Genomic DNA, 23,067 nt, shown 5'->3' on the forward strand with positions numbered 1-23,067 from the left:
GCATTCCGTTTTGAAATCGTTTTCTTTGCATGAAATCTTATAGTAAATGGCGAAAAATCTATTGATAGTTGAGTCTCCAGCGAAAGCAAAAACAATTGAAGGATATTTGGGGAAAGATTTTTTAGTAAAATCAAGTTATGGGCATATTCGGGATCTGGTAAAGACCGATGATGCCATCGATACCAATGATAACTTCAAACAGAAATACGAAGTACCTTCTGATAAAAAAGCGATCGTTTCGGAACTCAAGAAATTAGCTAAAGCAGCAGAAACAGTATGGTTAGCATCCGATGAGGACCGCGAGGGAGAAGCCATTTCCTGGCATTTATATGAAACCTTGGGTTTAAAGGATGACAACACCAAACGTATTGTTTTTCATGAGATTACAAAGCCAGCTATTCTAAAAGCAATTGAATCACCTCGAAAAATAGACTTTAACTTAGTGAATGCGCAACAGGCTAGACGGGTATTGGACCGTTTGGTAGGTTTTGAGCTATCGCCTGTTCTTTGGCGCAAGGTAAAACCTTCACTGTCAGCAGGTCGTGTTCAATCAGTTGCAGTAAGACTTATTGTAGAAAGAGAGCGTGAAATCAATAGATTTAATGCTGAAGCAAGCTTTAAGGTGGTTGCCATTTTTAAAACTGGTAAGGGTAAAGAACAATTCAAGGCCGAATTACCTAAGCGTTTCAGCAATTTTGAAGAAGCAAATACCTTTTTGAAAGATTGCGTACAAGCAGCTTACCAAGTTACCTCTTTAGAAACCAAACCTTCTAAACGCACGCCATCGGCACCTTTTACAACATCGACGCTTCAACAGGAGGCCAGTCGTAAATTAGGATTCTCCGTAGCCAGGACCATGCAGGTTGCCCAAAGATTATATGAGGCCGGACGTATAACCTATATGCGTACCGACTCGGTAAACCTATCCGATACGGCGTTACAGGCGGCACAAGATGAAATTACTAAAGCTTATGGGAACAAATACCATAAGCAGCGACAATATAAAACAAAAGCACAGGGAGCACAAGAGGCTCACGAAGCGATCAGACCGACCTATTTCAGCGAACATAGCATTGATGGGGATAATTCGGAAAGAAGACTTTACGAATTGATCTGGAAGCGTGCGATTGCCTCACAAATGAGTGAAGCAGAGTTTGAGAAAACCGTTGCAAACATCGAAGTATCAACACGTTCTGAAGCATTTGTAGCGACTGGAGAGGTGATGAAATTTGATGGTTTCTTGAAAGTATATTTTGAATCTTCCGACGATGACCAGGAGGATCTGGAAGATGATAATGCAGATAACTCCTTGTTACCTCCATTGACTAAGGGGCAAGCTTTAACCTTAAAGACCATGCAGGCTACAGAGCGTTTCTCAAGACCTCCAGCGCGCTTTACGGAAGCTTCCTTAGTAAAAAAATTAGAAGAATTAGGTATTGGTAGACCTTCTACGTATGCCCCAACCATATCTACCATCCAAAATCGTGGCTACGTCGTTAAAGAGGACCGCGATGGTAAAGAGCGCGTGTATCAAACCATTACACTACAGGATGGGGAAATCAGCAGTTTGAGCAAAACAGAGATCACGGGTGCTGAAAGGAATAAAATGTTCCCTACAGATATCGGTGTGCTGGTTAATGACTTTTTAGTTCAACATTTTAAAGGTATTGTAGATTACCACTTTACCGCAAAAGTGGAGAAGGAATTCGATGAGATCGCGCAGGGATTCAAAGAATGGACGGATATGCTCTCCAATTTCTATGGTCCGTTTCATTCGGAGGTGCAGAATACCATTGAAAACGCTGATCGTGCAACGCATGAACGCGAACTTGGTGTTGACCCGGTTTCAGGAAAACCTATTTCTGTACGTGTGGGAAGATTTGGGCCTTTGGTGCAGATCGGAACTGCAGATGATGAAGAAAAACCACAGTTCGCTTCTTTACGTAAAGGGCAGATGATCGAAACCATTACCTTGGAAGAGGCGCTGGAATTATTCAAGCTTCCGAAAAAGGTTGGTGAATTTGAGGATAAGGAAATGACGGTTGCCATTGGTCGTTTTGGACCATATATCAGGCATAATAGTAGTTTTTATTCTTTACCAAAAGGATTGGATCCGTTGGATGTAGAGGAAGAGCAGGCGATTCAGATCATTGAAGAAAAACGTCAGAAAGATAAAGATAAGGTGATCCGCGTATTTGAGGAGAATGCAGAGGCAAGAATAGAGAACGGCCGTTGGGGACCTTTTGTTCGTTTTGGAAAACAGAATCTGAAGATTCCAAAAGGCACGGAAGTAGAGAAAATTACCTATGCTGACGTATTGAAATGGGCGGAAGAAGATAGTAAAGGTGGAACTGGTAAAAAAGCAAAAGCGACCAAAACCACTACTAAAACCACTAAAACTAGCAGAGCGAAGAAAAAATAGTTCTAATGAAAAAGGATTTACCATTAAATATCGTTGAGGATATCTCCATTGCGGTGGTATTAGAAAATGAAAGTCCTACGGCAAAGGTGTGGAATGTTTACCTGATCAATGAAAAGCCGGTCGGCATCAAAAACGTACTGGTTTCTTCCAAAGGATACGGCGAGAAGGATGGCAAGCAGGTGAAAACCACTACATTAAGACATTTCATTGGCGATATGGAAGCCGAATCTGTTCAAAAGATTGAAGCGATTGATATCCAGGTGTTTGGACTGACCAATGAATATTGGTTAAGCTATTACATCGATGGAACCATCTATGATAAAAAATATATTTTCCTTCCAGAAAGTATTGTGGATGAAAATCTAATCAAAATCCCATTGGTCAATAAACCAGGCGTCATGATAGGAGGCACAAATTAAAATGACAAAGAAAAACTTTACCGTAGCCATCGACGGCTTTTCCTCATGCGGAAAGAGTACGGTTGCAAAAGCTGTAGCCAAGAAGTTGAATTTTGTTTTTGTGGACTCTGGAGCCATGTACCGCGCGGTAACTTTATTTATACAGCGCAATGATATCGCTTTGGATGATGAAGTAGCGATACAGCAAGCTTTGGATAATATCCACATCGATTTTGTGCCCAACTTAGAAAAGACGCAGATCCTGTTGAATGGAGAAGACGTTTCGGAGGCGATCCGTACGATGGAAGTTTCAGAATATGTGAGTGAAGTGAGTGCGATTAAAGCGGTACGCAAGGCAATGGTTCATCAACAACAGCAATTGGGAAAGAAAAGAAATATTGTGATGGATGGTCGGGATATTGGCACGACAGTTTTCCCTTCGGCCGATCTAAAGATTTTCATGACGGCGAGTCCACAGGTACGTGCGGAAAGAAGATATGCCGAACTGGCTGCGAAAGGAGAGGAAATCACTATGGAAGAGGTGAAAGAGAATTTAGCTCACCGAGATCATATTGACAGTACCCGAGAAGAAAGTCCATTAAGACAAGCAGAAGATGCAATTGTATTGGATAATACAGATCTTACACAAGAGGAACAATTGGATTTTGTACTGAACTTGGTGCGAGAGAAATTAACGAACTAAACTAAACAACGATAACAAAAAGAAAACCCCTCGATGAGGGGTTTTTCTATTTTACTTCAAGTTATCGATTTCTTGTTGTTCCCGAAGTTGATCGATATTGTTCTTCGATCCAAAATCATCGGTTTTTTCCTGGAAGGAATTTAATATCTCTAAGATAGCAGCAGAATTATCTGCCGTTCTTTGATATATATCAGGGATTTTCGATTCGATAGTTTTATCGCCTAATTCGATGTTATCGACTTCCACTTTGGCTATCTTTTCCAAAACTGCCTGCTGGCTGTTTCTAATGTCTTCCAATTCCCTGGATATTTTCTCCATTAGTTCGAACTTCTTTAATTTATCCATAAATTCTTCTCATTAGTTTCTATATATAGAACGCTAAAAAGAAGAAATTGTTTTATGGAAATTAATTTGTTCTTCCTGGATAGGCTTCTAAAGCCTTCTCCAGGCAGATTAAAGCCTTTTTCAAATCATCTTGATTTAGGACATAGGCCAATCGAACTTCGTTGGTTCCGGCGCCTGGAGTGGAATAAAATCCTGTAGCAGGAGCCATCATCACCGTTTCATTGTTATAATCAAAGCTTTCGAGAATCCATTGGCAGAATTTATCCGCATTATCTATCGGTAATTTAGCCACCACGTAGAATGCACCACCTGGGTTGGGACAGAAAACACCATCGATTTTGTTCAATCCACTTACTAAGGTATCCCTACGAGCGGTATATTCTTTAGAAACTGCTTCAAAATAGCTATCTGGTGTATCTACTGCAGCTTCACCGGCAATCTGACCTTCCAATGAAGGACTCAACCTAGCCTGTGCGAATTTTAATGAAGTTTGATATAGTTCTTTGTTCTTGGTAATGATACAGCCAATGCGAGCTCCACATGCCGAATATCTTTTGGAAACCGTATCAAAAATAACCACATGGTTTTCTAATCCTTCCAACTGGATAGGAGAGATGAACTCTTTACCATCATAACAGAATTCACGGTATGCTTCATCGGAGAATAAGTAAAGATCGTATTTCAAACAAAGCTCACGTAAGGCTTCCAATTCTTCTCTGGAATATAAATAACCGGTTGGATTATTCGGGTTACAGATCGCAATGGCCTTCGTTTTATCGGTGATCACCTTTTCAAAATCAGCAATGGAAGGAAGGGCAAAACCATTATCAATGTAAGACATGATAGGTTTTACCACAATATCTGCCGAACATGCAAATCCATTATAGTTTGCATAGAATGGTTCTGGAATAATAACCTCTTCTCCTGGGTTTAAACAAGCCTGCATAGCAATGGTAATGGCTTCGGAGCCTCCATTGGTGACCAAAATATCACTTGGTGTGATGTTGTAATTAAGCTTGTTATAGTATTCCGCTAATTTTGTGCGGTAAGAAAGGGTTCCTTCCGATGGGGTATAAGCCCAAACCTTAAAATCGATGTTCTTCAATGCATTCAACATGCCTTCTGGGGTCTCGATATCCGGTTGCCCAATATTTAAATGATAGATTTTTTTTCCTTCGCGCTTTGCTTGGTCAGCAAATGGCGTTAATTTTCTGATAGGTGAGGCAGGCATGTTGATGCCCTTTTTTGATATAGTTGGCATTATTTATTGATTACTGTATGTGTTTTACTGTTTTTGCTTTACTTGTTGTATTGTTGATATGTATGTATCGATCACTGATAGCATAGATAACTGTATGTATCGTTTTGCTGCTAGTATTGATTATTGTATTTGTCGTTTACTGATAGCATTGATTACTGTTTTCATCGTTTACTGATTGTATAGTTTACAGTTTTTTCAAAAATACGAATTATATAGCTAGCAAGCTAAAAATAAAAGATTGCAGTAATTTCAGCCATTTGAAAGATTTCTTTGCAGTTATTTCCATTGAAGGATTACTCTTCTTTAATATCAATTGAAGGATTATTCTTCTTTAATTTTAATTGAAGGATTATTCTTCCTTAATCTCAATTGAAGGATTATTCTTCTTTAATTTCAATTGAAGGATTTCTTTGGTTTAATTCTTGGTACAGGAAAATCAAAAAGAAAAGCCAATCTTATGCAGACTGGCTTTTCTTTTAATAGATTTATATTTTTCCTATCCAATTATTCCACGATACCTTTTACGGTTAATGTTTTAACTGGAGTTTTTGTGTTCGATTTAACGACGAATGTTTTTGTGAAAGGACCAGTTGTAGCCGCATTATAAGTTACTTTAATTGTTCCCGACTCACCTTTTGCTACTGGAGTTTTGGTAAACTCAGCAACAGAACACCCACAGGTAGGAACAACATCGTTCACAATGATCACATCGCTACCAGCATTGGTAAATTTAAATTCGAAAGAAGCATCCTTATTTTGTGGAATCTTTCCAAAATCATGCGTTTCCTTCTCGAACTTAAATTCGGGTGTCAACAACGTCATCGCTGTTAAACTGATAAACGCAATCAGCACCGCACCTATACTCGCTATTTTTTTCATTTGTTTCTGTTATTTAGTTATTGTGTTTACTCAATCAAATGTAAGACCAATTTTATAAACTATTTGATTTATTCTAAAGTAAATGGTTTAATTCAACAAGATTTTTACAATTTTAGATGATAGATGGGAGATGAGAGACGTTAGATGATAGACCATACGTCATTGCGAGGAACGAAGCAATCTTCCCGATTGTCATGCTGAGCGAAGTCGAAGCATCTACATTTGGTACCCGAACAGATCCTTCGACGCTGCTCAGGATGACAAAGTCCAAAGATTGCTTCGTCGTACCTCCTCGCAATGACGGGGACAGCCATCGCAATGACGGCAAAGTCTATAATTTAACATCTAATATCTATAATCTATCATCTAACATCTATAAACTATATAATCCCCTCCTTAAGAATATCCTGGATATGCACAATCCCAGCATATTTCCCTTGATCCACCACAACCAATTGCGATATACTATTCTGCCTCATAGTATGCAACGCATTGACCGCCAATTCTGATTTCTCAATGGTTTTAGGTCCTTTGGACATTATATCCATCGCTTTCAAACCAGAAACATCCTCATGTTTTTCCAACATCCTACGAATATCCCCATCCGTAATAATTCCAAGAATTTCATCCTCTTGCTCAACAACAGTAGCGCCAAGGCGGAATTTGGTGATGGAAATCAAAACAGTACGGATGTCGGTTTCAGGCTCCACATGCGGAAGTCCATTATTATCGGATAGATCACCCACTTTTAGGTACAATTGTTTTCCTAAAGCTCCTCCTGGATGATACTTCGCAAAATCCTGATCGGAGAACTGACGCATGGTCTGAAGGCAAACTGCTAAGGCATCGCCCATCGCCAATTGCACTGTGGTACTGGTAGTAGGAGCAAGGTTATTCGGACAAGCCTCACGGGTAATGGTCGTATCCAAAATATAATCCGCCTGATCTGCCAAATAGGATTGACGGTTTCCAACAATAGCTACTAATGTATTTCCTGTTTGTTTAAGAAAAGGGATCAACACTTTGATCTCTGGTGTATTTCCACTTTTGGAAATGGCAATGATCAGGTCATTCGCTTGAATAATACCCAGATCACCATGAATGGCATCTGCCGCATGCATAAAAATGGAGGGCGTACCTGTTGAGTTTAAGGTCGCTACGATTTTTTGCGCAATGATAGCGCTCTTGCCGATACCTGTGATAATTACCCTGCCATTTAAGCCCAAAATGGCTTCGACAACCCGCACAAAGTCCTCGTCGATTTTTTCCGATAATGCCAAAACATTGGAAGCTTCTAATTCAAAAGTTTCCTTTGCAAGCATTTTAATATCTATGTTGTTTTTCACGTATTATTTGCGTAATTTTATTTAATATAATTAGAACAGTTCGTTGCAAAAATACAATAATTGTGACGTTTTCTTAATCGCTAAACACATCTATTTATTTGCCTTGTCAATGGAAATAGAAAAATCATTATTCGATAATCTTCAAGATTTTTTTGGGTTCGATACTTTTAAGGGTGACCAAGAGGCTATTATAACCAATGTCCTCAACAAAAAAGACACCTTTGTAATCATGCCAACCGGTGGTGGAAAATCCATCTGTTACCAGCTTCCTGCCATGATGAGCAATGGTACTGCCATTGTCATCTCGCCGTTGATCGCTTTGATGAAAAACCAAGTGGATCAATTACGTGCTTTCGGCGGAAGGGAAAGTATTGCCCATTTTCTAAATTCTTCCCTCACCAAGAGTGAGATCCAACGTGTGAAACAGGATGTTACCGATGGGAAAACAAAATTGTTATATGTTGCACCTGAATCCTTAGCAAAAGAAGAAAATGTAAATTTTCTGAAAACCATTACGGTTTCTTTTGTTGCTGTGGATGAGGCCCACTGTATATCGGAATGGGGACACGATTTCAGACCGGAATACCGAAAGATCCGTCAAGTGATCAATGAGATTGGTTCGGGCATCCCAATCATTGCCTTAACAGCTACCGCGACTCCTAAGGTGCAATCCGACATCCGTAAGAACTTACAGATGACTAATGCTACGCTTTTTAAATCATCCTTCAACCGAACCAATCTTTACTATGAAGTGCGGCCTAAACAGGACGTGATCAAAGAGATTGTGCGTTTCATCAAAAACAATACAGGTAAAGCGGGGATCGTATATTGCTTGAGCCGTAAGAAGGTGGAAGAGATAGCTGAAGTGTTGAACATCAATGGCATCAAAGCCTTACCATACCATGCGGGATTGGATGCGAAGACCCGTGCAGAAACGCAGGATAAATTCCTGATGGAGGAAATTGAAGTCATTGTGGCTACGATTGCCTTCGGTATGGGGATCGATAAACCGGATGTACGTTATGTAATCCACCATGATATTCCAAAATCCATGGAAGGCTATTACCAGGAAACTGGGAGGGCTGGCCGAGATGGAGGTGAAGGTTTTTGCTTGGCGTTCTACTCGGAAAAAGATGTGGAGAAGCTGACCAAATTCATGAAAGATAAACCGGTATCTGAAAAGGAGATCGGCACACAAATTCTTAAGGAAGTCATCGATTATTCAGAATCTGCCGTTTGTCGCCGGAAACAGATCCTTCATTATTTTGGGGAAAAGTTTGATGAAACCGGTTGTAACAATATGTGTGATAACTGCCGCTCTCAGAAAACATATTTTGATGCGGAAGAACATTTACTGAAGGTCCTTAATTTCATAAAGGAGGAAGGGGATAAATTTGACGATCAGCATGTGATCAACGTGATGATCGGCCAAAACAACCAACCTATTTCTTCCTATAAGCACGACACCCATCCGTTGTTCGGATTGGGTAAGGAGCTTGGTGTAAATTATTGGAATTCCTTGATCCGCCAGGCAGAACTGGCAGACTTTATCAAGAAAGATATTGACCATTATGGGCTGCTTCAATTGACAGAAGGAGGGAAGCGTTATATTTCCAATCCTTACGGCATCAAATTTATCTTGAATAGACCAATGGAAGCTGCGAAAAAAGATAATTCGGATGAACCTTCTGGCCATTCAGGCGCATTGGATGCCGAACTGTTAAAAATGCTGAAGGAACTTCGCAAGAAATTGGCAAAACAACGTTCATTGCCTCCTTTTGTGATCTTCCAAGACCCATCATTGGATGAAATGTGTACTCATTACCCAATAACGCAGGAAGAACTTAAAAAGATCCAAGGTGTTGGATCGGGTAAGGCTATGAAATTTGGAGGGCCGTTCCTGGAGCTGATCAAGAAATATGTGGAGGATAATGATATTGATCGTCCACAAGATCTAGTGATCAAGAGCACCGCAAATAAATCAGCGCTTAAAGTGTCCATCATCCAGAATATCGATAGAAAGATCAGTTTGGAAGATATTGCTTCTTCAAAAGGAATATCCTATGAGGATATGTTGAAAGAGGTGGAATCGATCGTTAATTCAGGAACTAAACTGAATATCGGCTATTTTGTAGATGAAATGATCGACCAGGATCGTCAGGATGAGGTATACGATTATTTTAAAGCGGCAGAGAATGATAGCATCGATGCTGCATTGGATGAATTGGGTGAAGCGGATTATTCCTTTGAGGATATACAGCTGATGCGCATTAAATTTATGTCTGAACTCGGAAATTAATAATATAATATGATCAATACCTATTTACCATCCATTAAGAATGGTAATTCTACTGCCTTTTTTCTGATGGCAGGACCATGTGCGATCGAAGGGGAAGAAATTGCCCTACGTATCGCCGAACGAATCGTTACGATTACGGATAAATTGAATATTCCTTACATTTTCAAGGGTTCTTACCGTAAAGCGAACCGCTCTAGAGTGGATTCCTTTACCGGAATTGGCGATGAGAAGGCTTTGAAGATTTTGGAAAAAGTAGGGAAGACTTTTGGTGTTCCTACGGTTACTGACATTCATGAAAGCCACGAAGCGGCGATGGCTGCTGCTTATGTGGATGTATTGCAGATCCCTGCTTTCCTTTGCCGTCAAACAGAATTGTTGGTGGCAGCAGCAGAGACCGGAAAAGTGGTGAATATTAAAAAAGGACAATTCCTTTCGGCGGAATCTATGAAATTTGCCGTTGATAAGGTGAAGGATTCCGGAAATGATAAGGTGTTCCTGACAGATCGTGGGAATACTTTTGGATACCAAGACCTGATCGTGGATTACCGAGGATTGCCTGTGATGCAATCTTTTGGGGTTCCGACTGTAATGGACTGTACGCATTCCTTGCAACAACCTAACCAGACTTCTGGAGTAACAGGAGGAAAACCTGAATTGATTGGAACGATTGCGAAAGCAGCAATTGCGGTTGGTGCTGATGGGCTTTTTATTGAGACCCATCCTGATCCAGCAAATGCGAAATCTGATGGTGCAAATATGTTGCATTTGGATAGGCTAGAGGACCTGTTGACACAGTTGATTAGGATTAGGGAAGCTATTTTGTAGGTTGAGAAACTGAGATTGAGAAAGAAGGCTTGGTAAACTTCTCTGTCATCCTGAGCGCAGTCGAAGGATCTGTTCGAATACAAGTTTACAGATCCTTCGACTTCGCTCAGGATGACAAGGAGATTTTGCTAAGGATGGCAGGGAGACTTCTCTTAGAATGATAAGTGGGAAGACAGAATGATAAGTGGGAAGATTGCTTCCTCGTACCTTCTCGCAATGACGATAGTACCTCCTCGCAATGACAAAAGTACCTCCTAGAATTACGGAAGATGGCTTTTCGAAATGACAGAAAATGCATCCTCTCAATGAAAGAGGAAGCTATTAAAATAAAAAAGAAGGTGTCTAAAAAGGCACCTTCTTCTGTTTTATAGCTTTCTGGAGCTCCATTATAATTTCATGAGCAATATTAGGCTGCAAGTCGATGTTTTGTACTTTTCAGCATGTTGATGGCTTGATTTATCGCAAATAGGGAGTTTTTGCCACCTGGTTTACCGATAAAAGCTTTGTCTTTCCACTTTTTTGCCCATTTTCTGAGGTTATGGGCAATGGCCATCAAACCGAATTCCACAGCGACTTTATCCAGTCCTTTCATTGTGAACCGGGTAAACCTGTTGTTGCTTTTCATCTGACCGACCTGCTGATCCCCTAATGAAGATTGGTCCCGGCTGATCTGTGCATCGATATCCGAAAGGACCGAAGCGATGTTCGCCTCCAGCTTTATCTTGTTCTTCTCGATCGATTTCTTCCAAACGAAGGTATAACGACCGGCGGCCGATTCGATCTTGGTACCATCTACATACTGGACTTTCAGGCTGACATACTCCATATCATGCAGCATCCGAACGATACTGGCAAACAGCTCCTGTATCTGTCCCTTAAGACGCTTTCCCCTGAAATAATTGATCGTACGGTAATCCGGTGTACTGTTGCCCGAAAGCCACATGAAATGGATGTTCTCGTGCAGGGCGCGCTCGATCTTGCGGCAAGAATAGATATTGCTCAGATACGCGTAGAACAGTACCTTAATGAGCATCCTGGGATGGAAACTGGTCGTTCCCCCTCCTTTATACTGACGGATGATATGTTCCAGATCCAACTGGTCAACAACCTGGCTCACCAACCGAACAGGATGGTTCAAGGGGATACGGTCTAAAATATTCTCAGGAAAAAGACTAGGACTATTGGATGGAAGCGCTTTGAATTGTATGTTTGCCATATTGTTTTTTGGTTGCACCTTAAGATACAAAATCTTGAGGACAAAAAACAGAAAAACCCCGCCATTTTTTAATGACGGGGTTCTCTTTTAAGAGACCTTTTTAGACAGCCTCTTTCTTCTTAATTGGCCATGACCAACAAGGATAAAATAAACAAAATGTTATTCGAAATATTCCTTGATTCGCTCAAAGAATGATTTTTCGCTTTTTCCTGGTTGAGGTTTGAAATTCGCAGAATTCTTCAATTTCTCCAATAATTCCTTTTCCTCTTTATTCACGGTTTTTGGTGTCCAAACATTCACATACACCAATTGGTCTCCTTTATGGTAAGAATTCACTTCAGGAAGACCTTTTCCTTTTAAACGCAATATCTTTCCTCCCTGCGTTCCAGCATCGATCTTGATCTTGGCTTTACCATCGATTGTTGGGATCTCCACACTAGTTCCTAAAGCTGCATCAGCGAAATTGATATACAGATCATAGATCACATTGATACCATCTCTTTTTAGGGTCTCATGTGGTACTTCTTCAATCAGAATGATCAAATCTCCAGGAATACCACCTCTAGGAGCAGCATTTCCTTTCCCACTCATCGACAATTGCATTCCCTCGCTAACACCTGCAGGAATATTGATAGCAATGGTTTCTTCACCACGCTCTAGTCCTTCACCCTTACAGGTGGTACATTTTGCAGTGATTTCTACCCCTTCGCCATTACAGGTCGGACAAGTACTAGTTGTCTGCATTTGTCCCAATATGGTATTGGTCACTCTTCTTACCGAACCACTACCACCACAGGTATTACAGGTGTGGTAAGAACCTTTGTCCTTTGCACCAGTTCCTGTACAGGTATGACAAACTACCTGTTTATTAACTTTTACTTTTTTCTCAACCCCTTTGGCAATCTCTTCTAAGGTCAATTTTACTTTGATACGTAAATTTGTTCCCCGTTGAACCCGACGGCCGCCACGCGTGCCTCCGCCGCCACCAAAGAAACTTTCAAATGGATTTCCTCCACCAAATATATCACCGAATTGGCTGAAAATGTCATCCATATTCATGCCGCCAGCACCATAACCAGAAGCAGAATTTCCTGCATGACCAAATTGGTCATAACGTCTGCGTTTTTCTGCATTACTCAAAACCTCATAGGCTTCGGCTGCTTCCTTAAATTTATCTTCGGCTTCTTGATCACCCGGGTTTTTATCCGGATGATATTTGATGGCAAGCTTACGATATGCCGTTTTTATTTCTGTTACTTCAGCAGTCCGTTGGACACCAAGCACATCATAATAATCTCTTTTTGACATTGTTTTATTCTTATTGTCCTATTACTACCTTTGCAAAACGAATAACATTATCGTTCAATAGATAACCTTTTTCTGTTACATCGATTACTTTATCCTTCAGATCAGGAGTAGGTGCAGGGATCATGGTGATCGCCTCTTGATATTCAGGATCAAATGGTTGTCCAATGACATCCATTTCCTTCACACCCAATTGTTCCATGGTTTTACGGAATTTCGTATTCACCAATTCAACGCCTTGTTTGATAGGATCTTCGTTGGAAACATTTTTCATATGGTTTAGCGCTCTGTCAAAATCATCCATCACAGGAAGCAATTTGATGATTACATCCTTTCCGGCAGACTGCATGAGCTCTATTTTCTCTTTGGAAGTACGTTTTTTGTAGTTGTCAAATTCAGCCACCAATCGTGCATAACGATCATTGGACTCGGCTAATTTTTGGTTCAGGTCTTCAGCTTCAGCTCCTGTATTCTCCACGTTCTCCTCGAATTGATTCAATTCTTGGTCTTGAATATTTTCATTTTCGTTCATCATCAGCTTATTTTAACGTATTAGTAGGCGTGTCAACAATTATGTTGCCAACGCAAAAAATCCGACATGCTGTCAGTAAAAACTGGTTTTTACTGGCAATAATGTCGGATTTGAAATGGCTTGTCAGCCTTTATATCGATACATTGTCATGCAAAGAACCATCCGCGGTACGAAGGATTCTTGCAGGCATATTTCTTATGATCTGGTAATCATGGGTAGCCATCAAAACCGCAGTTCCGGAAGAGGCGATGTCTCTTAATAATAGAACGATCTCTTCGGAGGTTGACGGGTCTAAGTTACCTGTCGGCTCATCGGCTAGGATGATTTCTGGGTTGTTCAGAAGTGCGCGTGCAATAACTACACGTTGCTGCTCACCACCGGAAAGCTCATGCGGCATCTTCTTAAGTTTTGATCGCAATCCTACTTTTTCCAACACATCCAAAATCCTGTTTTCAATCAGACCTTTTTCTTTCCAACCTGTTGCTCTCAAAGCAAATTCAAGGTTTTTTTCAACGGTCCTATCATTCAACAAATGGAAATCCTGGAATACAATCCCTAATTTTCGACGTAAATATGGTACATCATTTTCATGAAGTTTTCTCAAATCAAAACCTGCTACCATACCTTCACCGCTAGCGATGTAGAGGTCGCCATAGATTATCTTCAACAAACTACTCTTTCCTGATCCCGATTGACCGATCAGATACAGAAATTCACCTTGTGCAATATCCAAATTCACATTGGACAATACCAGGTGCTTCTGCTGATAGATCTCGACATTCTTTAATTTGATAACCGTATTTGTTTCTTTCATATTGCTTATACGTCTATTTTCTTTATTTGGCCAAACGGCAGTTCCCGAACGATCTCCATGATGTATTCTGCTTTATCACCAAGGCCTATTTTATCTAATGATTTATCAGGTCGATCCACGCGGAAATAGGCAAGAAGGGTAAATGCATCATCTCGTAACTGAACATAATCCGGAATTTTTGCTACTCCTTTTACCTTAATAACATACATAATCGAACAAAAATATAATTTTTTATGAATTCATAACCATATAACGCCACAAAAACCAATTTATTGGTTTGCTTTCAAAAAAGCTAAGGTATCCACGCCGTCAGCATAATCATCCAAGGCAGGGTGTTGGCTTGCTCCAAATGGGAATACCGCAGCATCAACTTTTAAGTCTGTTTCTGCAGTCACACACTGAATCTCTTCTAAGTGATTTTGGATAAAGGATTCCACCTCCTTCAACTCTTTATAGCGTTCATAATGGATAACGGCCAGGGGAGAGGCCATAGCCTCATCTTCCTTGATCAACAAAAACCCGTTATCAAAATGTTCGTTACGATTGATCAGGTAGATGGATTTATTGAAATCATAGTTATTGTTGTACTTAAAATGATCTTTAATCGGGGAGAAGCTCTCCAGCGATTCATATAATCGAGCAATATCATAATCCTCGGGAATAAAGATCTTGGAAACCGATCGACATCCTAAACCAAAATAATCGAAAATATCATTTCCGAGCTGGTTCAGTTGTTCTTTAGTCTCCCGACCCGTAATCACCGCAACAGAATTCCTGTTCTTACGGATGATATGTGGTTTTTTACCAAAATAATGTTCAAAATAACGAGAAGAATTGTTACTTCCAGTAGCAATGATCAGGTCATAGTTTTCCAAACGCTCCACCAGTTGAAAACGATTGGAGAAATCCGGTTCGATAGAAACCAAGATATCCAAAACAGCTTTCGTAATACCTGCATCTTCCGAAGAAGTTTTGATTTCAGCTTTAAAACCAGTGATCAGTACAGATAAGATATCATGGAAACCCACAAGCGGTAAATTTCCGGCCAACACCAACCCAACTACCTTATCGTTCTCATGATCTGGAAAACCTTGCAGCCATAAAGTCAATTTTTCCTCGGTCAGATTCTGTCCGATAGCCTTAGCCTGTTTCAAGACATTTTCTTTGCTATACCAAGGGTTCCTATTGGCTACTGAAAAGAGGAAAGGGGAGTTTTCAAAATCACTGGAAAGAAGATAATCGCCGAGTTTTACAAATGCTTGGATTCTTTGTTTTAATGTCAAAATCTTATTATTTAGAATTATTCTGTTATTATTTTGCCGTATATTTGCCATTAGTTTGTAAATAACTACCAATGTTATATACTTTTTGTTCAAAGTAAGTAGCTGAAGTAGTACCTTTGAAGACACAAAATTAGTTTATTATTTTATTGTAAGGACATAAATGGCAATTAAAATTACAGATGAATGTATAAATTGTGGAGCATGCGAACCAGAATGCCCGAACAACGCAATTTATGATGCAGGGGTTTCATGGAAGTTTTCTGATGGAACAGCTTTAGACGGAGTTATTGATTTTGGAGATGGTGTTACAATCGATGCTAACGAGTCGCAAGATGCTATTTCTAATGAAGTATATTATATTGTTTCAGATAAGTGTACAGAGTGTAAAGGTTTTCACGATGAACCTCAATGTGCAGCAGTATGTCCGGTTGATTGTTGTGTAGAAGACGAAGAAGTAGTGGAAACAGAAGAAGAATTATTAGCGAAGAAAGCCTGGTTACACGCTGAATAAGCTAGCTTATAATATTAAAAAAGAGCTGTTAATTAAAATAACAGCTCTTTTTTTTTATTTTAGATAAGGAAGAACATCTACTTCATGATATTTTGGAGATCGTTCCAGCCATTGTCTGAAAAACGCAGAATGGGTACCACCCATCAACAAAAACACGCGATCATCAGCTGACAAGGGAATCTTATTGAAATTAGAAAACATGATCAGGTTCCGTTCATAAAATTTAGCCGCTTCGAAAGCCCCTTCATTTCCTTCTGGGCTTGATGCATACAATAGCATATCAGCATTCACATTCATTAAAAAATCAAGATAAACCTTCGAATTGTTCATTTGAAAATGATCCATAACCGTAGGTTCCCTATTCAATTTCTCCATGTAATTCTTGGTGTTCTTTTCCACCAATTTCCAGTAGGCATTATAGGTGATGGAATCCGCTTTCGTTTCTAATTCCCCATATATCCTGTAATTATATCCCTTTTTATAATCTATACCATAGACTTTTTTTACACCGGACAACCTTCCGACCTCAAACGCTAATAATTCAATTTCACTAGGATGCTCGAATGTCATTTGGGGGTTTTTCAAGTACGCATCATACATGGCCTGCAAAGCCTCCGTTCGCGATGGAACATTTTCTAAAACTAGAACAGTTGGTTTAAAGGCAGCGAAGCGTTTAGCCAAAGCATGTACTTCTTTCACACGTTCAGGATCCTTCGGATTGAACGCTGTCCGAGTAGCATCACTGGTAAATCCCATATGAAAAGTGGCGACATTTAAAACCGGAATGGTTTTCTCAAATTTTGTTTGGAATGGAACCAATTGGGCATGAACCAATTGCTGGACAGTTAATAGCAAGATAATTAATAAGTATTTTTTCATTTGTAATGGATTAATGATCCAATTTTAATACAAACCTCCAGCTTATACAATTTATATCGACAAACCCCTTAGAAAAATCGACCAAGCGGATATTTTATGAAATATTGAATAGCTATCTTTATGAACTCAAAAGCCATCCATAAAGAAAGAGCAAAACAACTTGATAAATCAAAAGAATAAATACCAACCAGGCATTACTTTAAGAAAGGAAATTGTTATCAATATCCTTTTTTGGTTGATTTGGGCATATTTCAGTCTTTTGAAATGGACTGGAGACGGAATTGAACTCAAGTCGGTTGGGTTATTCCTAGCCACTTACTTTTTGGTGTTTTCCTCCACATTTTATCTCCACTACCTTATCGGCCTTCCGTGGGCATTTCGAACGTGGAGGGCATGGAAAATCATAGCGGCTATATTTGTTGGTATTATCTACTTCATGACCAGTAGATATCTACTTGAAGAAATCCTTATGCCGATTTTTGCTGGGATGAGGAATTATCATCCAAACACCACCTTTGGTTTTTATGCTATCGATAATCTCTATTATGCATTCCAGCCTATCATTTTAAGTACAGCGCTTTGGTTGATTCTTTATACCATCCGATTAATTTCCAAACAATCCAATTTGATTGAAGAAAATAAAAATACGGAGATTAAATTCCTGCGATCACAGCTAAATCCCCATTTCATCTTCAACAGTCTCAACAATATTTACTCCTTAGTTTATTTCAAATCCGAAAAATCCTTGCCTGCCATTGAAGAGCTCGGGAAACTTATGCGATATAATACCTACAACAGTGATAAGGAATGGATGGACATCGAGGAGGAGCTCCATTATATACACTCCTTTATCAGTCTGGAGACCCTAAGAATCTCCTCTGAAGATTGCATAGACCTGCAAGTAGAATTGAACAATAAGCAAATTAAACTACCAACCTTCACATTGATCACGTTTATTGAAAACGCCTTTAAGCACGGAGAAATCACCAACACAAGTCCATTAGTAATAAGCTTATTTACTGATGATAAAAGCTTACTATATAAAGTAAAAAATAAAATAAAAGATGGGGGCAAAGATCAGCAAAAAGGAATCGGCATTCAAAATTTAAAGAAACGGTTAGACCATTACTATCCTAATCAATACCATTTGATTGAAACCATCACAAATGGAGAATTTGAGGCTACACTAACAATAACATTCAGATGATGAAACCGATTCCATGTATTATTTTAGATGATGAACCAATGGCATATAAGCTTCTTGCTGATTATGCTGAAAAGCGACCTGAACTAAATCTTGTATACGCTGGTGATGATATTACCCATGCACTTTCTCTACTAAAACAAAATCCCGATCCTCATCATGGACAAGCCCACCCCTTAATTATACTGGATATTCAGATGCCTGCCATGAATGGCTTGGATATCATGAAATTATTGGGAAAGGATTATGATTTCATCATCAGTTCCGCTTATGCAGAATTTGCACTTCAGAGCTATGCTTTTACGGTGATAGATTATTTATTAAAACCCATTTCCCAGCAACGGTTTAATCAGGCGATTGACAAGCACCTCGCTTGGAAAACGCCTAAAACAATTCAAACCAAAGCATATATCCAATTCAGAGCCGACAGAAAGGACCATCGGATCGAACTATCCAAAATTGACTATATAGAAGGATTAAAAGATTACTTGATTATCCATTTTGAAGGACAAAAGTTGATGACCTTAGAAACGATGAAAGAAATGATGAACCGCTTGCCGGCAGAAGAATTCATCCGAATCCACCGATCTATTATTTTGCCGAAGAAAAAAATCAAGGCAATTGATGCCCATCAAGTCCAACATCATAATGGGGATTTCTTTCCTGTAGGGGAAACTTTCAAGGAAGAACTTTTCCGTTGGTTTAAATCCCTATAATCGGGAATAAAAGGCTTCGAAATTTGGTATGCCCACCAATTTTTTTATTTTTGTTCGTCTTTAAAACAAAATTTTAACAAAAGTAACCCCCATAAACCGCATGTCAAAAAAAGCAACGGGATATTTAATGCTAGTTACCATAGCATTAGCTTCAATTATTACCTTATTATACGAATTTAACATCGTAGCCGTTCCAGCAAGTGTTATGATGCTCGTCAGATGGATTACAGCTGCTGTATTGATTCTAAACGCAATTGTCCGTAAAGGATTAACCACCTGGATCTTAACCTGTATGGTCCTTGGTATATTTGTCGGATTAGATTTCCCAAATGTTGCTAAAGCGCTTCAACCCTTAAGCCAAGGCTTTATAAAACTGGTGAAGACCATTGTAGGACCAATCTTGTTTGCTACGTTAGTTTTTGGTATTGCGGGACATTCCGACTTAAAACAAGTTGGTCGTATGGCTTGGAAGTCCATGCTATATTTCTTCTGTGCCACCACCTGTGCTATTTTTATTGGTTTGGCGGCGATCAATCTTACCAAAGCTGGTGTCGGTATCGACATTGAACATATGCCACATGAGGAGCTACCTCAGACCTCCGGTATGTCTGAAGGCGATAAATTAGCCTTAAGCCATATCGACGAGAGTGCTCATGGCCTTTATAAATTCACATCCTTCTTCAGGGATACCTTTCCTGAAAACATCGTAAAGTCGGTTTATGAGAATAAGGTCCTACAAATTGTTGTTTTCGCCGTTATTTTCGGTATCGGATTGGCCATGGTGGAAGAGAAGAAACGAAAACCTTTTGTCGACTTTGCAGAAAGTCTCTCGGAAGCGATGTTTAAGTTCACCAATTTGGTCATGCTATTTGCACCAATTGGGGTTGGTGCGGCAATGGCCTATACCGTTGGACATCTCGGCGTGGATATCCTCAAAAACTTATTCATGCTCTTGGCGACCCTTTATTTAGCTTTAATATTTTTCCTGCTTATCATTTTGTTACCCGTGGCCTTATATCTCAAGGTACCGATCAAGCAATTTGTAAATGCCATCAAAGAGCCGGTTTCCATCGCTTTTGCTACCACAAGTTCGGATGCTGCCTTACCAAAGGCGATGAGCGCGATGGAGAAATTCGGGGTTCCAAGAAAGATCGTTTCTTTCGTAATTCCTACGGGGTATAGCTTTAACCTGGATGGAACATCCTTATACCTCTCTTTAGCTTCTATTTTTGTGGCTCAAGCAGCGGGGATCGATTTATCTTTTGGACAACAATTGATGATCGCCTTCACCTTGATGATCACTTCCAAAGGTGTTGCGGCCGTTCCTAGAGCCTCCTTGATCATTTTGATCGCTACGGCAGATCAATTCGGTTTACCGGTATTTGTTATTGCAGCCATTTTGGGTATTGATGAATTAATGGATATGGCCAGAACATCGGTCAACGTAATTGGTAACTGTTTGGCAACAGTTGTTGTCGCCAAATGGGAAGGTGAATTTGATGAAGCTGCTCCATTCCGAATGGACACTGACCCGGATGGTGTAGCAGAAATTGCCGAAACCATTGAGGAAGGTCCTGAAGGCGAAACAAGGACTTAATGAAAACATACTCATGAAATAAATCCTTTCACATACTGTTTGGTGATTTCATGCTTAGGATGGAGAAGTAATTCTTCGGTTTTACCGAACTCAATTACTTCTCCTTGATATAAAAACAGGATATAATCCGAGACCCTTCGGGCTTGCCGAAGGATATGGGTCACCAGAACAATTGTATACCGCTGTTTAAGATCCATCAGCAGGTTTTCAATGATCTGAGTGGAAATAGGATCCAGTGCCGAAGTAGATTCATCGCCCAGGATGATCTCTGGCTCAACCGCCAATCCTCTAGCCAAACACAGCCTTTGCTGCTGCCCAATAGAAAGCCTTGTCGCCGAAGAATCCAAACGGTCTTTCACCTCTTCCCAAAGTCCTACATTCCGCAATTGCTGCTCTACGATAGCTTTAAGCTTACCTTTATCCTTTTCGCCATGGATCTTGGGACCATAAGCAATATTTTCAAATATCGACATCGGAAGCGTAAAAGGTTTCTGCGATAGCAAACCCATCTTTTTCCGGATATGTGTCACTTCCGCATTCTTGGCATATATATCCTCTCCATTGACCAAAACAGAACCACTGATCTCCACATCCTTACTATCATCCAGCAGTCTGTTCAAGGTTTTCAATAAGGTGGTCTTACCACATCCAGAAGGCCCTATGATCGAAGTCACCGAGTTATTGGGGATGCTCAGGTTGATGTTTTTCAGGATTTCTTGCCCTTCCACCACAACATGCAGATCCTTGATCTGTATATGGGGTTGTTTCAGGCTGATTATGTTTGGTGTTTCTTCTGCTTGGAGGATAGGAAATGAGTACATAGCACAATAATTAAAATTAAAAATGTAAGGATCAACGCGGAGGCATAAGCCCGACCTTGCACCTCTGGGATAGGACTGCTCAGTTGGAAGAATATCGCCAAGGGCAGCGTGGCTGTTGGCTCATCTAAGTATTTGGGGATATTATCGGAATAGCCGGTGGTCAACATCACGCCGGCCACATCGCCAATAGCGCGACCAAATGCCAATAATAAAGCCGTGAACAAACCTGGTCTGATGTATTTGAGCATCACCTTAGCCGATTCCCAGCGGGTAGCTCCCAAGGATGCTGTCACATGTTTCAGATCTTGGGGGATGGTACGCAAAAGCTCGTCCAATGTTCTTACCACAATTGGAATGGTCAATAAGGTTATGGTGATTACTCCACCAAGAAGGGAAGCCCTGATCCCAAAGAAAACCATAATGCTAAAAGCAATTGCTCCATATACGATAGAAGGTATACCAAATAATACATCAAAGAGCAATTTGGAAAACCTGGAGATGGCTGTGCCTTGTCGCACATACACATGGAGGTATATCGCTATGGGAATCCCGATCAATGTTGCCAATATTGTAGATAATCCAGCCAGGTATAATGAACCGATAATCGCATTCAATACACCCCCAGATTTTCCCAGGTAAAATCCTCCCTTAGGTGTTTGAGAAATCATCTCCCAGGTCATATGCGGCAAACCCTTGTACAGGATCGTCCCTAAGATCAGAAATAAGGATCCGGTGATCAAAATGCCCGAAAGCTGCATGAGCAATTTGGCAATCTTTTCTTTTTGAAGTCTTTTCGAAATATTAGCCATAATTAATGTGGAGCTTCTAATTTATTTAATATCAACCTGGAAAGGAGGTTGAACCCAAAAATGATGATGAAAAGCAACAGCGCTGCAAACATCAATGCAGCATCGTATAGCGGGATAGACATCATCTCTCCAAAATTATTGGCAATAAGTGCTGGAATCGGATAACCAGCGTCGAATAAACTGTTCGGAACTTTAGGGATGTTCCCACAAACCATCAATACCGCAATGGTTTCTCCAAAAGCACGGGATATTGCCAATACAACGGCGGCAATGATGCCTGGCCTAGCTTTCTTAAGGATGACATGCTGGATGGTTTCCCATTTCGTTGCGCCTAAAGAGAGGGAAACCGCCTTCAGTTCTTGAGGAATAGTCTGTATCACTTCCACCATGATGCTCATCATGATTGGGAATATCATCACCGCTAATACCATCCCCCCAGCAAAAACCGAATAGCCAGATATCTGCAGCCCAAAAAGTGGGGCTATAACGTCCCTGATCACCGGCACGACAAAAAGGACTCCCCACACGCCATACAAAACAGGAGGAATTGCGGCCAGCACATTGACCAAGGGCAGCACCATATTCCTTAATCGGTCTTCTGCATACTCAACCAAATACACAGCAGCCAAAATACATAAAGGAACAGCGATCAATAGGGCGATAAGTGTTACCCAAACCGTACCTAATATAAAAGGCAGAAAACCAAATTCTCCCTTCATGGGCGCCCAAACACTCTTAGAAAGAATGTCCCCTAAGGGATGAGATTCCAATAAAGGTTGCGATTTGAGTATAAGTCCAATAAAAATCAACAATACTACCAAGAGCATAAATCCCAATAATAAGGCTGAACTGTTTTTGACTAATTTATCCTTAACTATTCTTCTATCCATGAATACTTACGC

The 23,067-nt window shown here is 40.2% G+C and carries 23 protein-coding genes; 9 read left to right on the forward strand and 14 right to left on the reverse strand.

Going from position 1 to position 23,067, the window contains the following annotated elements:
• Window positions 1-46 precede the first annotated feature (46 nt).
• Genes topA through cmk form a run of 3 tightly spaced genes read left to right on the forward strand, consistent with a single transcriptional unit; the run spans window position 47 to window position 3,523 of the window.
• Window positions 47-2,422, forward strand: a complete 2,376-nt coding sequence (gene topA, locus E3D81_RS03545) for a type I DNA topoisomerase (RefSeq protein WP_134776428.1) — start codon at window positions 47-49, stop codon at window positions 2,420-2,422.
• 5 nt (window positions 2,423-2,427) lie between these two features.
• A complete protein-coding gene (locus E3D81_RS03550) occupies window positions 2,428-2,841 on the forward strand; it encodes a hypothetical protein (RefSeq protein WP_099366269.1) in 414 nt (137 codons plus the stop codon).
• A gap of 1 nt (window position 2,842) precedes the next feature.
• Entirely contained in the window at window positions 2,843-3,523 is a 681-nt protein-coding gene (gene cmk / locus E3D81_RS03555; RefSeq protein WP_134776429.1) for a (d)CMP kinase, read from the forward strand.
• A 51-nt stretch (window positions 3,524-3,574) separates the two neighbouring features.
• Here the strand turns inward: cmk and E3D81_RS03560 are convergent, their stop codons facing one another.
• From E3D81_RS03560 to E3D81_RS03575, 4 genes are all read right to left on the reverse strand, one after another.
• Window positions 3,575-3,868, reverse strand: coding sequence for a hypothetical protein (locus tag E3D81_RS03560; RefSeq protein ID WP_099366748.1), 294 nt, complete (start codon window positions 3,866-3,868; stop codon window positions 3,575-3,577).
• A gap of 61 nt (window positions 3,869-3,929) precedes the next feature.
• Window positions 3,930-5,129 carry a pyridoxal phosphate-dependent aminotransferase gene (locus E3D81_RS03565; protein ID WP_099366749.1) on the reverse strand — a complete coding sequence of 400 codons (1,200 nt, stop codon included), beginning with the start codon at window positions 5,127-5,129 and terminating at the stop codon, window positions 3,930-3,932.
• A 504-nt stretch (window positions 5,130-5,633) separates the two neighbouring features.
• On the reverse strand, window positions 5,634-6,008 hold the full coding sequence (locus tag E3D81_RS03570; protein WP_099366750.1) for a DUF1573 domain-containing protein: 375 nt from the start codon (window positions 6,006-6,008) through the stop codon (window positions 5,634-5,636).
• 380 nt (window positions 6,009-6,388) lie between these two features.
• Window positions 6,389-7,354 carry an SIS domain-containing protein gene (locus E3D81_RS03575; protein ID WP_134776430.1) on the reverse strand — a complete coding sequence of 322 codons (966 nt, stop codon included), beginning with the start codon at window positions 7,352-7,354 and terminating at the stop codon, window positions 6,389-6,391.
• A gap of 109 nt (window positions 7,355-7,463) precedes the next feature.
• Here E3D81_RS03575 and recQ point away from each other — a divergent pair, with 109 nt between their 5' ends.
• Entirely contained in the window at window positions 7,464-9,653 is a 2,190-nt protein-coding gene (gene recQ, locus E3D81_RS03580; RefSeq protein ID WP_134776431.1) for a DNA helicase RecQ, read from the forward strand.
• A 9-nt stretch (window positions 9,654-9,662) separates the two neighbouring features.
• On the forward strand, window positions 9,663-10,478 hold the full coding sequence (gene kdsA / locus E3D81_RS03585; protein ID WP_099366753.1) for a 3-deoxy-8-phosphooctulonate synthase: 816 nt from the start codon (window positions 9,663-9,665) through the stop codon (window positions 10,476-10,478).
• A gap of 406 nt (window positions 10,479-10,884) precedes the next feature.
• On the opposite strand, the gene E3D81_RS03590 is transcribed toward kdsA, so the two are convergent.
• From E3D81_RS03590 to E3D81_RS03615, 6 genes are all read right to left on the reverse strand, one after another.
• The gene (locus E3D81_RS03590; protein ID WP_134776432.1) at window positions 10,885-11,694 is read right to left on the reverse strand and encodes a transposase; all 810 of its coding nucleotides are present in this window, start codon (window positions 11,692-11,694) and stop codon (window positions 10,885-10,887) included.
• A 159-nt stretch (window positions 11,695-11,853) separates the two neighbouring features.
• Complete coding sequence (dnaJ, locus tag E3D81_RS03595) at window positions 11,854-13,002, reverse strand: molecular chaperone DnaJ (protein ID WP_134776433.1); 1,149 nt, start codon at window positions 13,000-13,002, stop codon at window positions 11,854-11,856.
• A 10-nt stretch (window positions 13,003-13,012) separates the two neighbouring features.
• Window positions 13,013-13,534: a nucleotide exchange factor GrpE gene (locus tag E3D81_RS03600; protein ID WP_245153278.1), complete on the reverse strand. Its 522-nt coding sequence runs from the start codon at window positions 13,532-13,534 to the stop codon at window positions 13,013-13,015.
• Between the two features lie 127 nt (window positions 13,535-13,661).
• Entirely contained in the window at window positions 13,662-14,345 is a 684-nt protein-coding gene (locus tag E3D81_RS03605) for a cell division ATP-binding protein FtsE (protein WP_099366755.1), read from the reverse strand.
• Between the two features lie 5 nt (window positions 14,346-14,350).
• The gene (locus E3D81_RS03610; protein WP_099366756.1) at window positions 14,351-14,554 is read right to left on the reverse strand and encodes a fructose-6-phosphate aldolase; all 204 of its coding nucleotides are present in this window, start codon (window positions 14,552-14,554) and stop codon (window positions 14,351-14,353) included.
• 60 nt (window positions 14,555-14,614) lie between these two features.
• Complete coding sequence (locus tag E3D81_RS03615) at window positions 14,615-15,628, reverse strand: acyl-CoA reductase (RefSeq protein ID WP_134776434.1); 1,014 nt, start codon at window positions 15,626-15,628, stop codon at window positions 14,615-14,617.
• Window positions 15,629-15,788: 160 nt separating this feature from the next.
• Between E3D81_RS03615 and E3D81_RS03620 the strand changes: the two genes are divergently transcribed.
• Complete coding sequence (locus E3D81_RS03620; protein ID WP_099366757.1) at window positions 15,789-16,139, forward strand: 4Fe-4S dicluster domain-containing protein; 351 nt, start codon at window positions 15,789-15,791, stop codon at window positions 16,137-16,139.
• 54 nt (window positions 16,140-16,193) lie between these two features.
• Here the strand turns inward: E3D81_RS03620 and E3D81_RS03625 are convergent, their stop codons facing one another.
• Window positions 16,194-17,018, reverse strand: a complete 825-nt coding sequence (locus tag E3D81_RS03625) for a DUF5694 domain-containing protein (RefSeq protein ID WP_209023098.1) — start codon at window positions 17,016-17,018, stop codon at window positions 16,194-16,196.
• Window positions 17,019-17,178: 160 nt separating this feature from the next.
• On the opposite strand from E3D81_RS03625, the gene E3D81_RS03630 reads away from it, so the two are divergent.
• From E3D81_RS03630 to E3D81_RS03640, 3 genes are all read left to right on the forward strand, one after another.
• Complete coding sequence (locus E3D81_RS03630) at window positions 17,179-18,225, forward strand: sensor histidine kinase (RefSeq protein ID WP_134776435.1); 1,047 nt, start codon at window positions 17,179-17,181, stop codon at window positions 18,223-18,225.
• Window positions 18,222-18,938 carry a LytR/AlgR family response regulator transcription factor gene (locus E3D81_RS03635; RefSeq protein WP_134776436.1) on the forward strand — a complete coding sequence of 239 codons (717 nt, stop codon included), beginning with the start codon at window positions 18,222-18,224 and terminating at the stop codon, window positions 18,936-18,938. Before E3D81_RS03630 ends, E3D81_RS03635 begins: the two co-directional genes overlap by 4 nt.
• 100 nt (window positions 18,939-19,038) lie before the next feature.
• The gene (locus E3D81_RS03640; protein ID WP_134776437.1) at window positions 19,039-20,535 is read left to right on the forward strand and encodes a dicarboxylate/amino acid:cation symporter; all 1,497 of its coding nucleotides are present in this window, start codon (window positions 19,039-19,041) and stop codon (window positions 20,533-20,535) included.
• Between the two features lie 11 nt (window positions 20,536-20,546).
• Here the strand turns inward: E3D81_RS03640 and E3D81_RS03645 are convergent, their stop codons facing one another.
• The 3 genes from E3D81_RS03645 to pstC are packed head-to-tail and all read right to left on the reverse strand — an operon-like array spanning window position 20,547 to window position 23,055.
• Window positions 20,547-21,356 (reverse strand): phosphate ABC transporter ATP-binding protein, encoded by an 810-nt coding sequence (locus E3D81_RS03645; RefSeq protein WP_134776438.1) that lies wholly within the window; start codon window positions 21,354-21,356, stop codon window positions 20,547-20,549.
• Window positions 21,311-22,165, reverse strand: a complete 855-nt coding sequence (locus tag E3D81_RS03650) for a PstA family ABC transporter permease (protein ID WP_134776439.1) — start codon at window positions 22,163-22,165, stop codon at window positions 21,311-21,313. Before E3D81_RS03650 ends, E3D81_RS03645 begins: the two co-directional genes overlap by 46 nt.
• Window positions 22,166-22,167: 2 nt before the next feature.
• A complete protein-coding gene (pstC, locus tag E3D81_RS03655; protein WP_134776440.1) occupies window positions 22,168-23,055 on the reverse strand; it encodes a phosphate ABC transporter permease subunit PstC in 888 nt (295 codons plus the stop codon).
• Window positions 23,056-23,067: the final 12 nt, after the last annotated feature.

Source organism: Sphingobacterium sp. CZ-2, from assembly GCF_004526235.1.
GTDB classification, from domain to species: domain Bacteria; phylum Bacteroidota; class Bacteroidia; order Sphingobacteriales; family Sphingobacteriaceae; genus Sphingobacterium; species Sphingobacterium tenebrionis.

Coding starts and splice junctions, on each gene's coding strand:
- topA (WP_134776428.1), top strand. CDS start 47: ATGGCGAAAAATCTATTGATAGTTGAGTCTCCAGCGAAAGCAAAAACA.
- E3D81_RS03550 (WP_099366269.1), top strand. CDS start 2,428: ATGAAAAAGGATTTACCATTAAATATCGTTGAGGATATCTCCATTGCG.
- cmk (WP_134776429.1), top strand. CDS start 2,843: ATGACAAAGAAAAACTTTACCGTAGCCATCGACGGCTTTTCCTCATGC.
- E3D81_RS03560 (WP_099366748.1), bottom strand. CDS start 3,868: ATGGATAAATTAAAGAAGTTCGAACTAATGGAGAAAATATCCAGGGAA.
- E3D81_RS03565 (WP_099366749.1), bottom strand. CDS start 5,129: ATGCCAACTATATCAAAAAAGGGCATCAACATGCCTGCCTCACCTATC.
- E3D81_RS03570 (WP_099366750.1), bottom strand. CDS start 6,008: ATGAAAAAAATAGCGAGTATAGGTGCGGTGCTGATTGCGTTTATCAGT.
- recQ (WP_134776431.1), top strand. CDS start 7,464: ATGGAAATAGAAAAATCATTATTCGATAATCTTCAAGATTTTTTTGGG.
- kdsA (WP_099366753.1), top strand. CDS start 9,663: ATGATCAATACCTATTTACCATCCATTAAGAATGGTAATTCTACTGCC.
- E3D81_RS03590 (WP_134776432.1), bottom strand. CDS start 11,694: ATGGCAAACATACAATTCAAAGCGCTTCCATCCAATAGTCCTAGTCTT.
- dnaJ (WP_134776433.1), bottom strand. CDS start 13,002: ATGTCAAAAAGAGATTATTATGATGTGCTTGGTGTCCAACGGACTGCT.
- E3D81_RS03600 (WP_245153278.1), bottom strand. CDS start 13,534: ATGATGAACGAAAATGAAAATATTCAAGACCAAGAATTGAATCAATTC.
- E3D81_RS03605 (WP_099366755.1), bottom strand. CDS start 14,345: ATGAAAGAAACAAATACGGTTATCAAATTAAAGAATGTCGAGATCTAT.
- E3D81_RS03610 (WP_099366756.1), bottom strand. CDS start 14,554: ATGTATGTTATTAAGGTAAAAGGAGTAGCAAAAATTCCGGATTATGTT.
- E3D81_RS03620 (WP_099366757.1), top strand. CDS start 15,789: ATGGCAATTAAAATTACAGATGAATGTATAAATTGTGGAGCATGCGAA.
- E3D81_RS03625 (WP_209023098.1), bottom strand. CDS start 17,018: ATGAAAAAATACTTATTAATTATCTTGCTATTAACTGTCCAGCAATTG.
- E3D81_RS03635 (WP_134776436.1), top strand. CDS start 18,222: ATGATGAAACCGATTCCATGTATTATTTTAGATGATGAACCAATGGCA.
- E3D81_RS03640 (WP_134776437.1), top strand. CDS start 19,039: ATGTCAAAAAAAGCAACGGGATATTTAATGCTAGTTACCATAGCATTA.
- E3D81_RS03645 (WP_134776438.1), bottom strand. CDS start 21,356: ATGTACTCATTTCCTATCCTCCAAGCAGAAGAAACACCAAACATAATC.
- E3D81_RS03650 (WP_134776439.1), bottom strand. CDS start 22,165: ATGGCTAATATTTCGAAAAGACTTCAAAAAGAAAAGATTGCCAAATTG.
- pstC (WP_134776440.1), bottom strand. CDS start 23,055: ATGGATAGAAGAATAGTTAAGGATAAATTAGTCAAAAACAGTTCAGCC.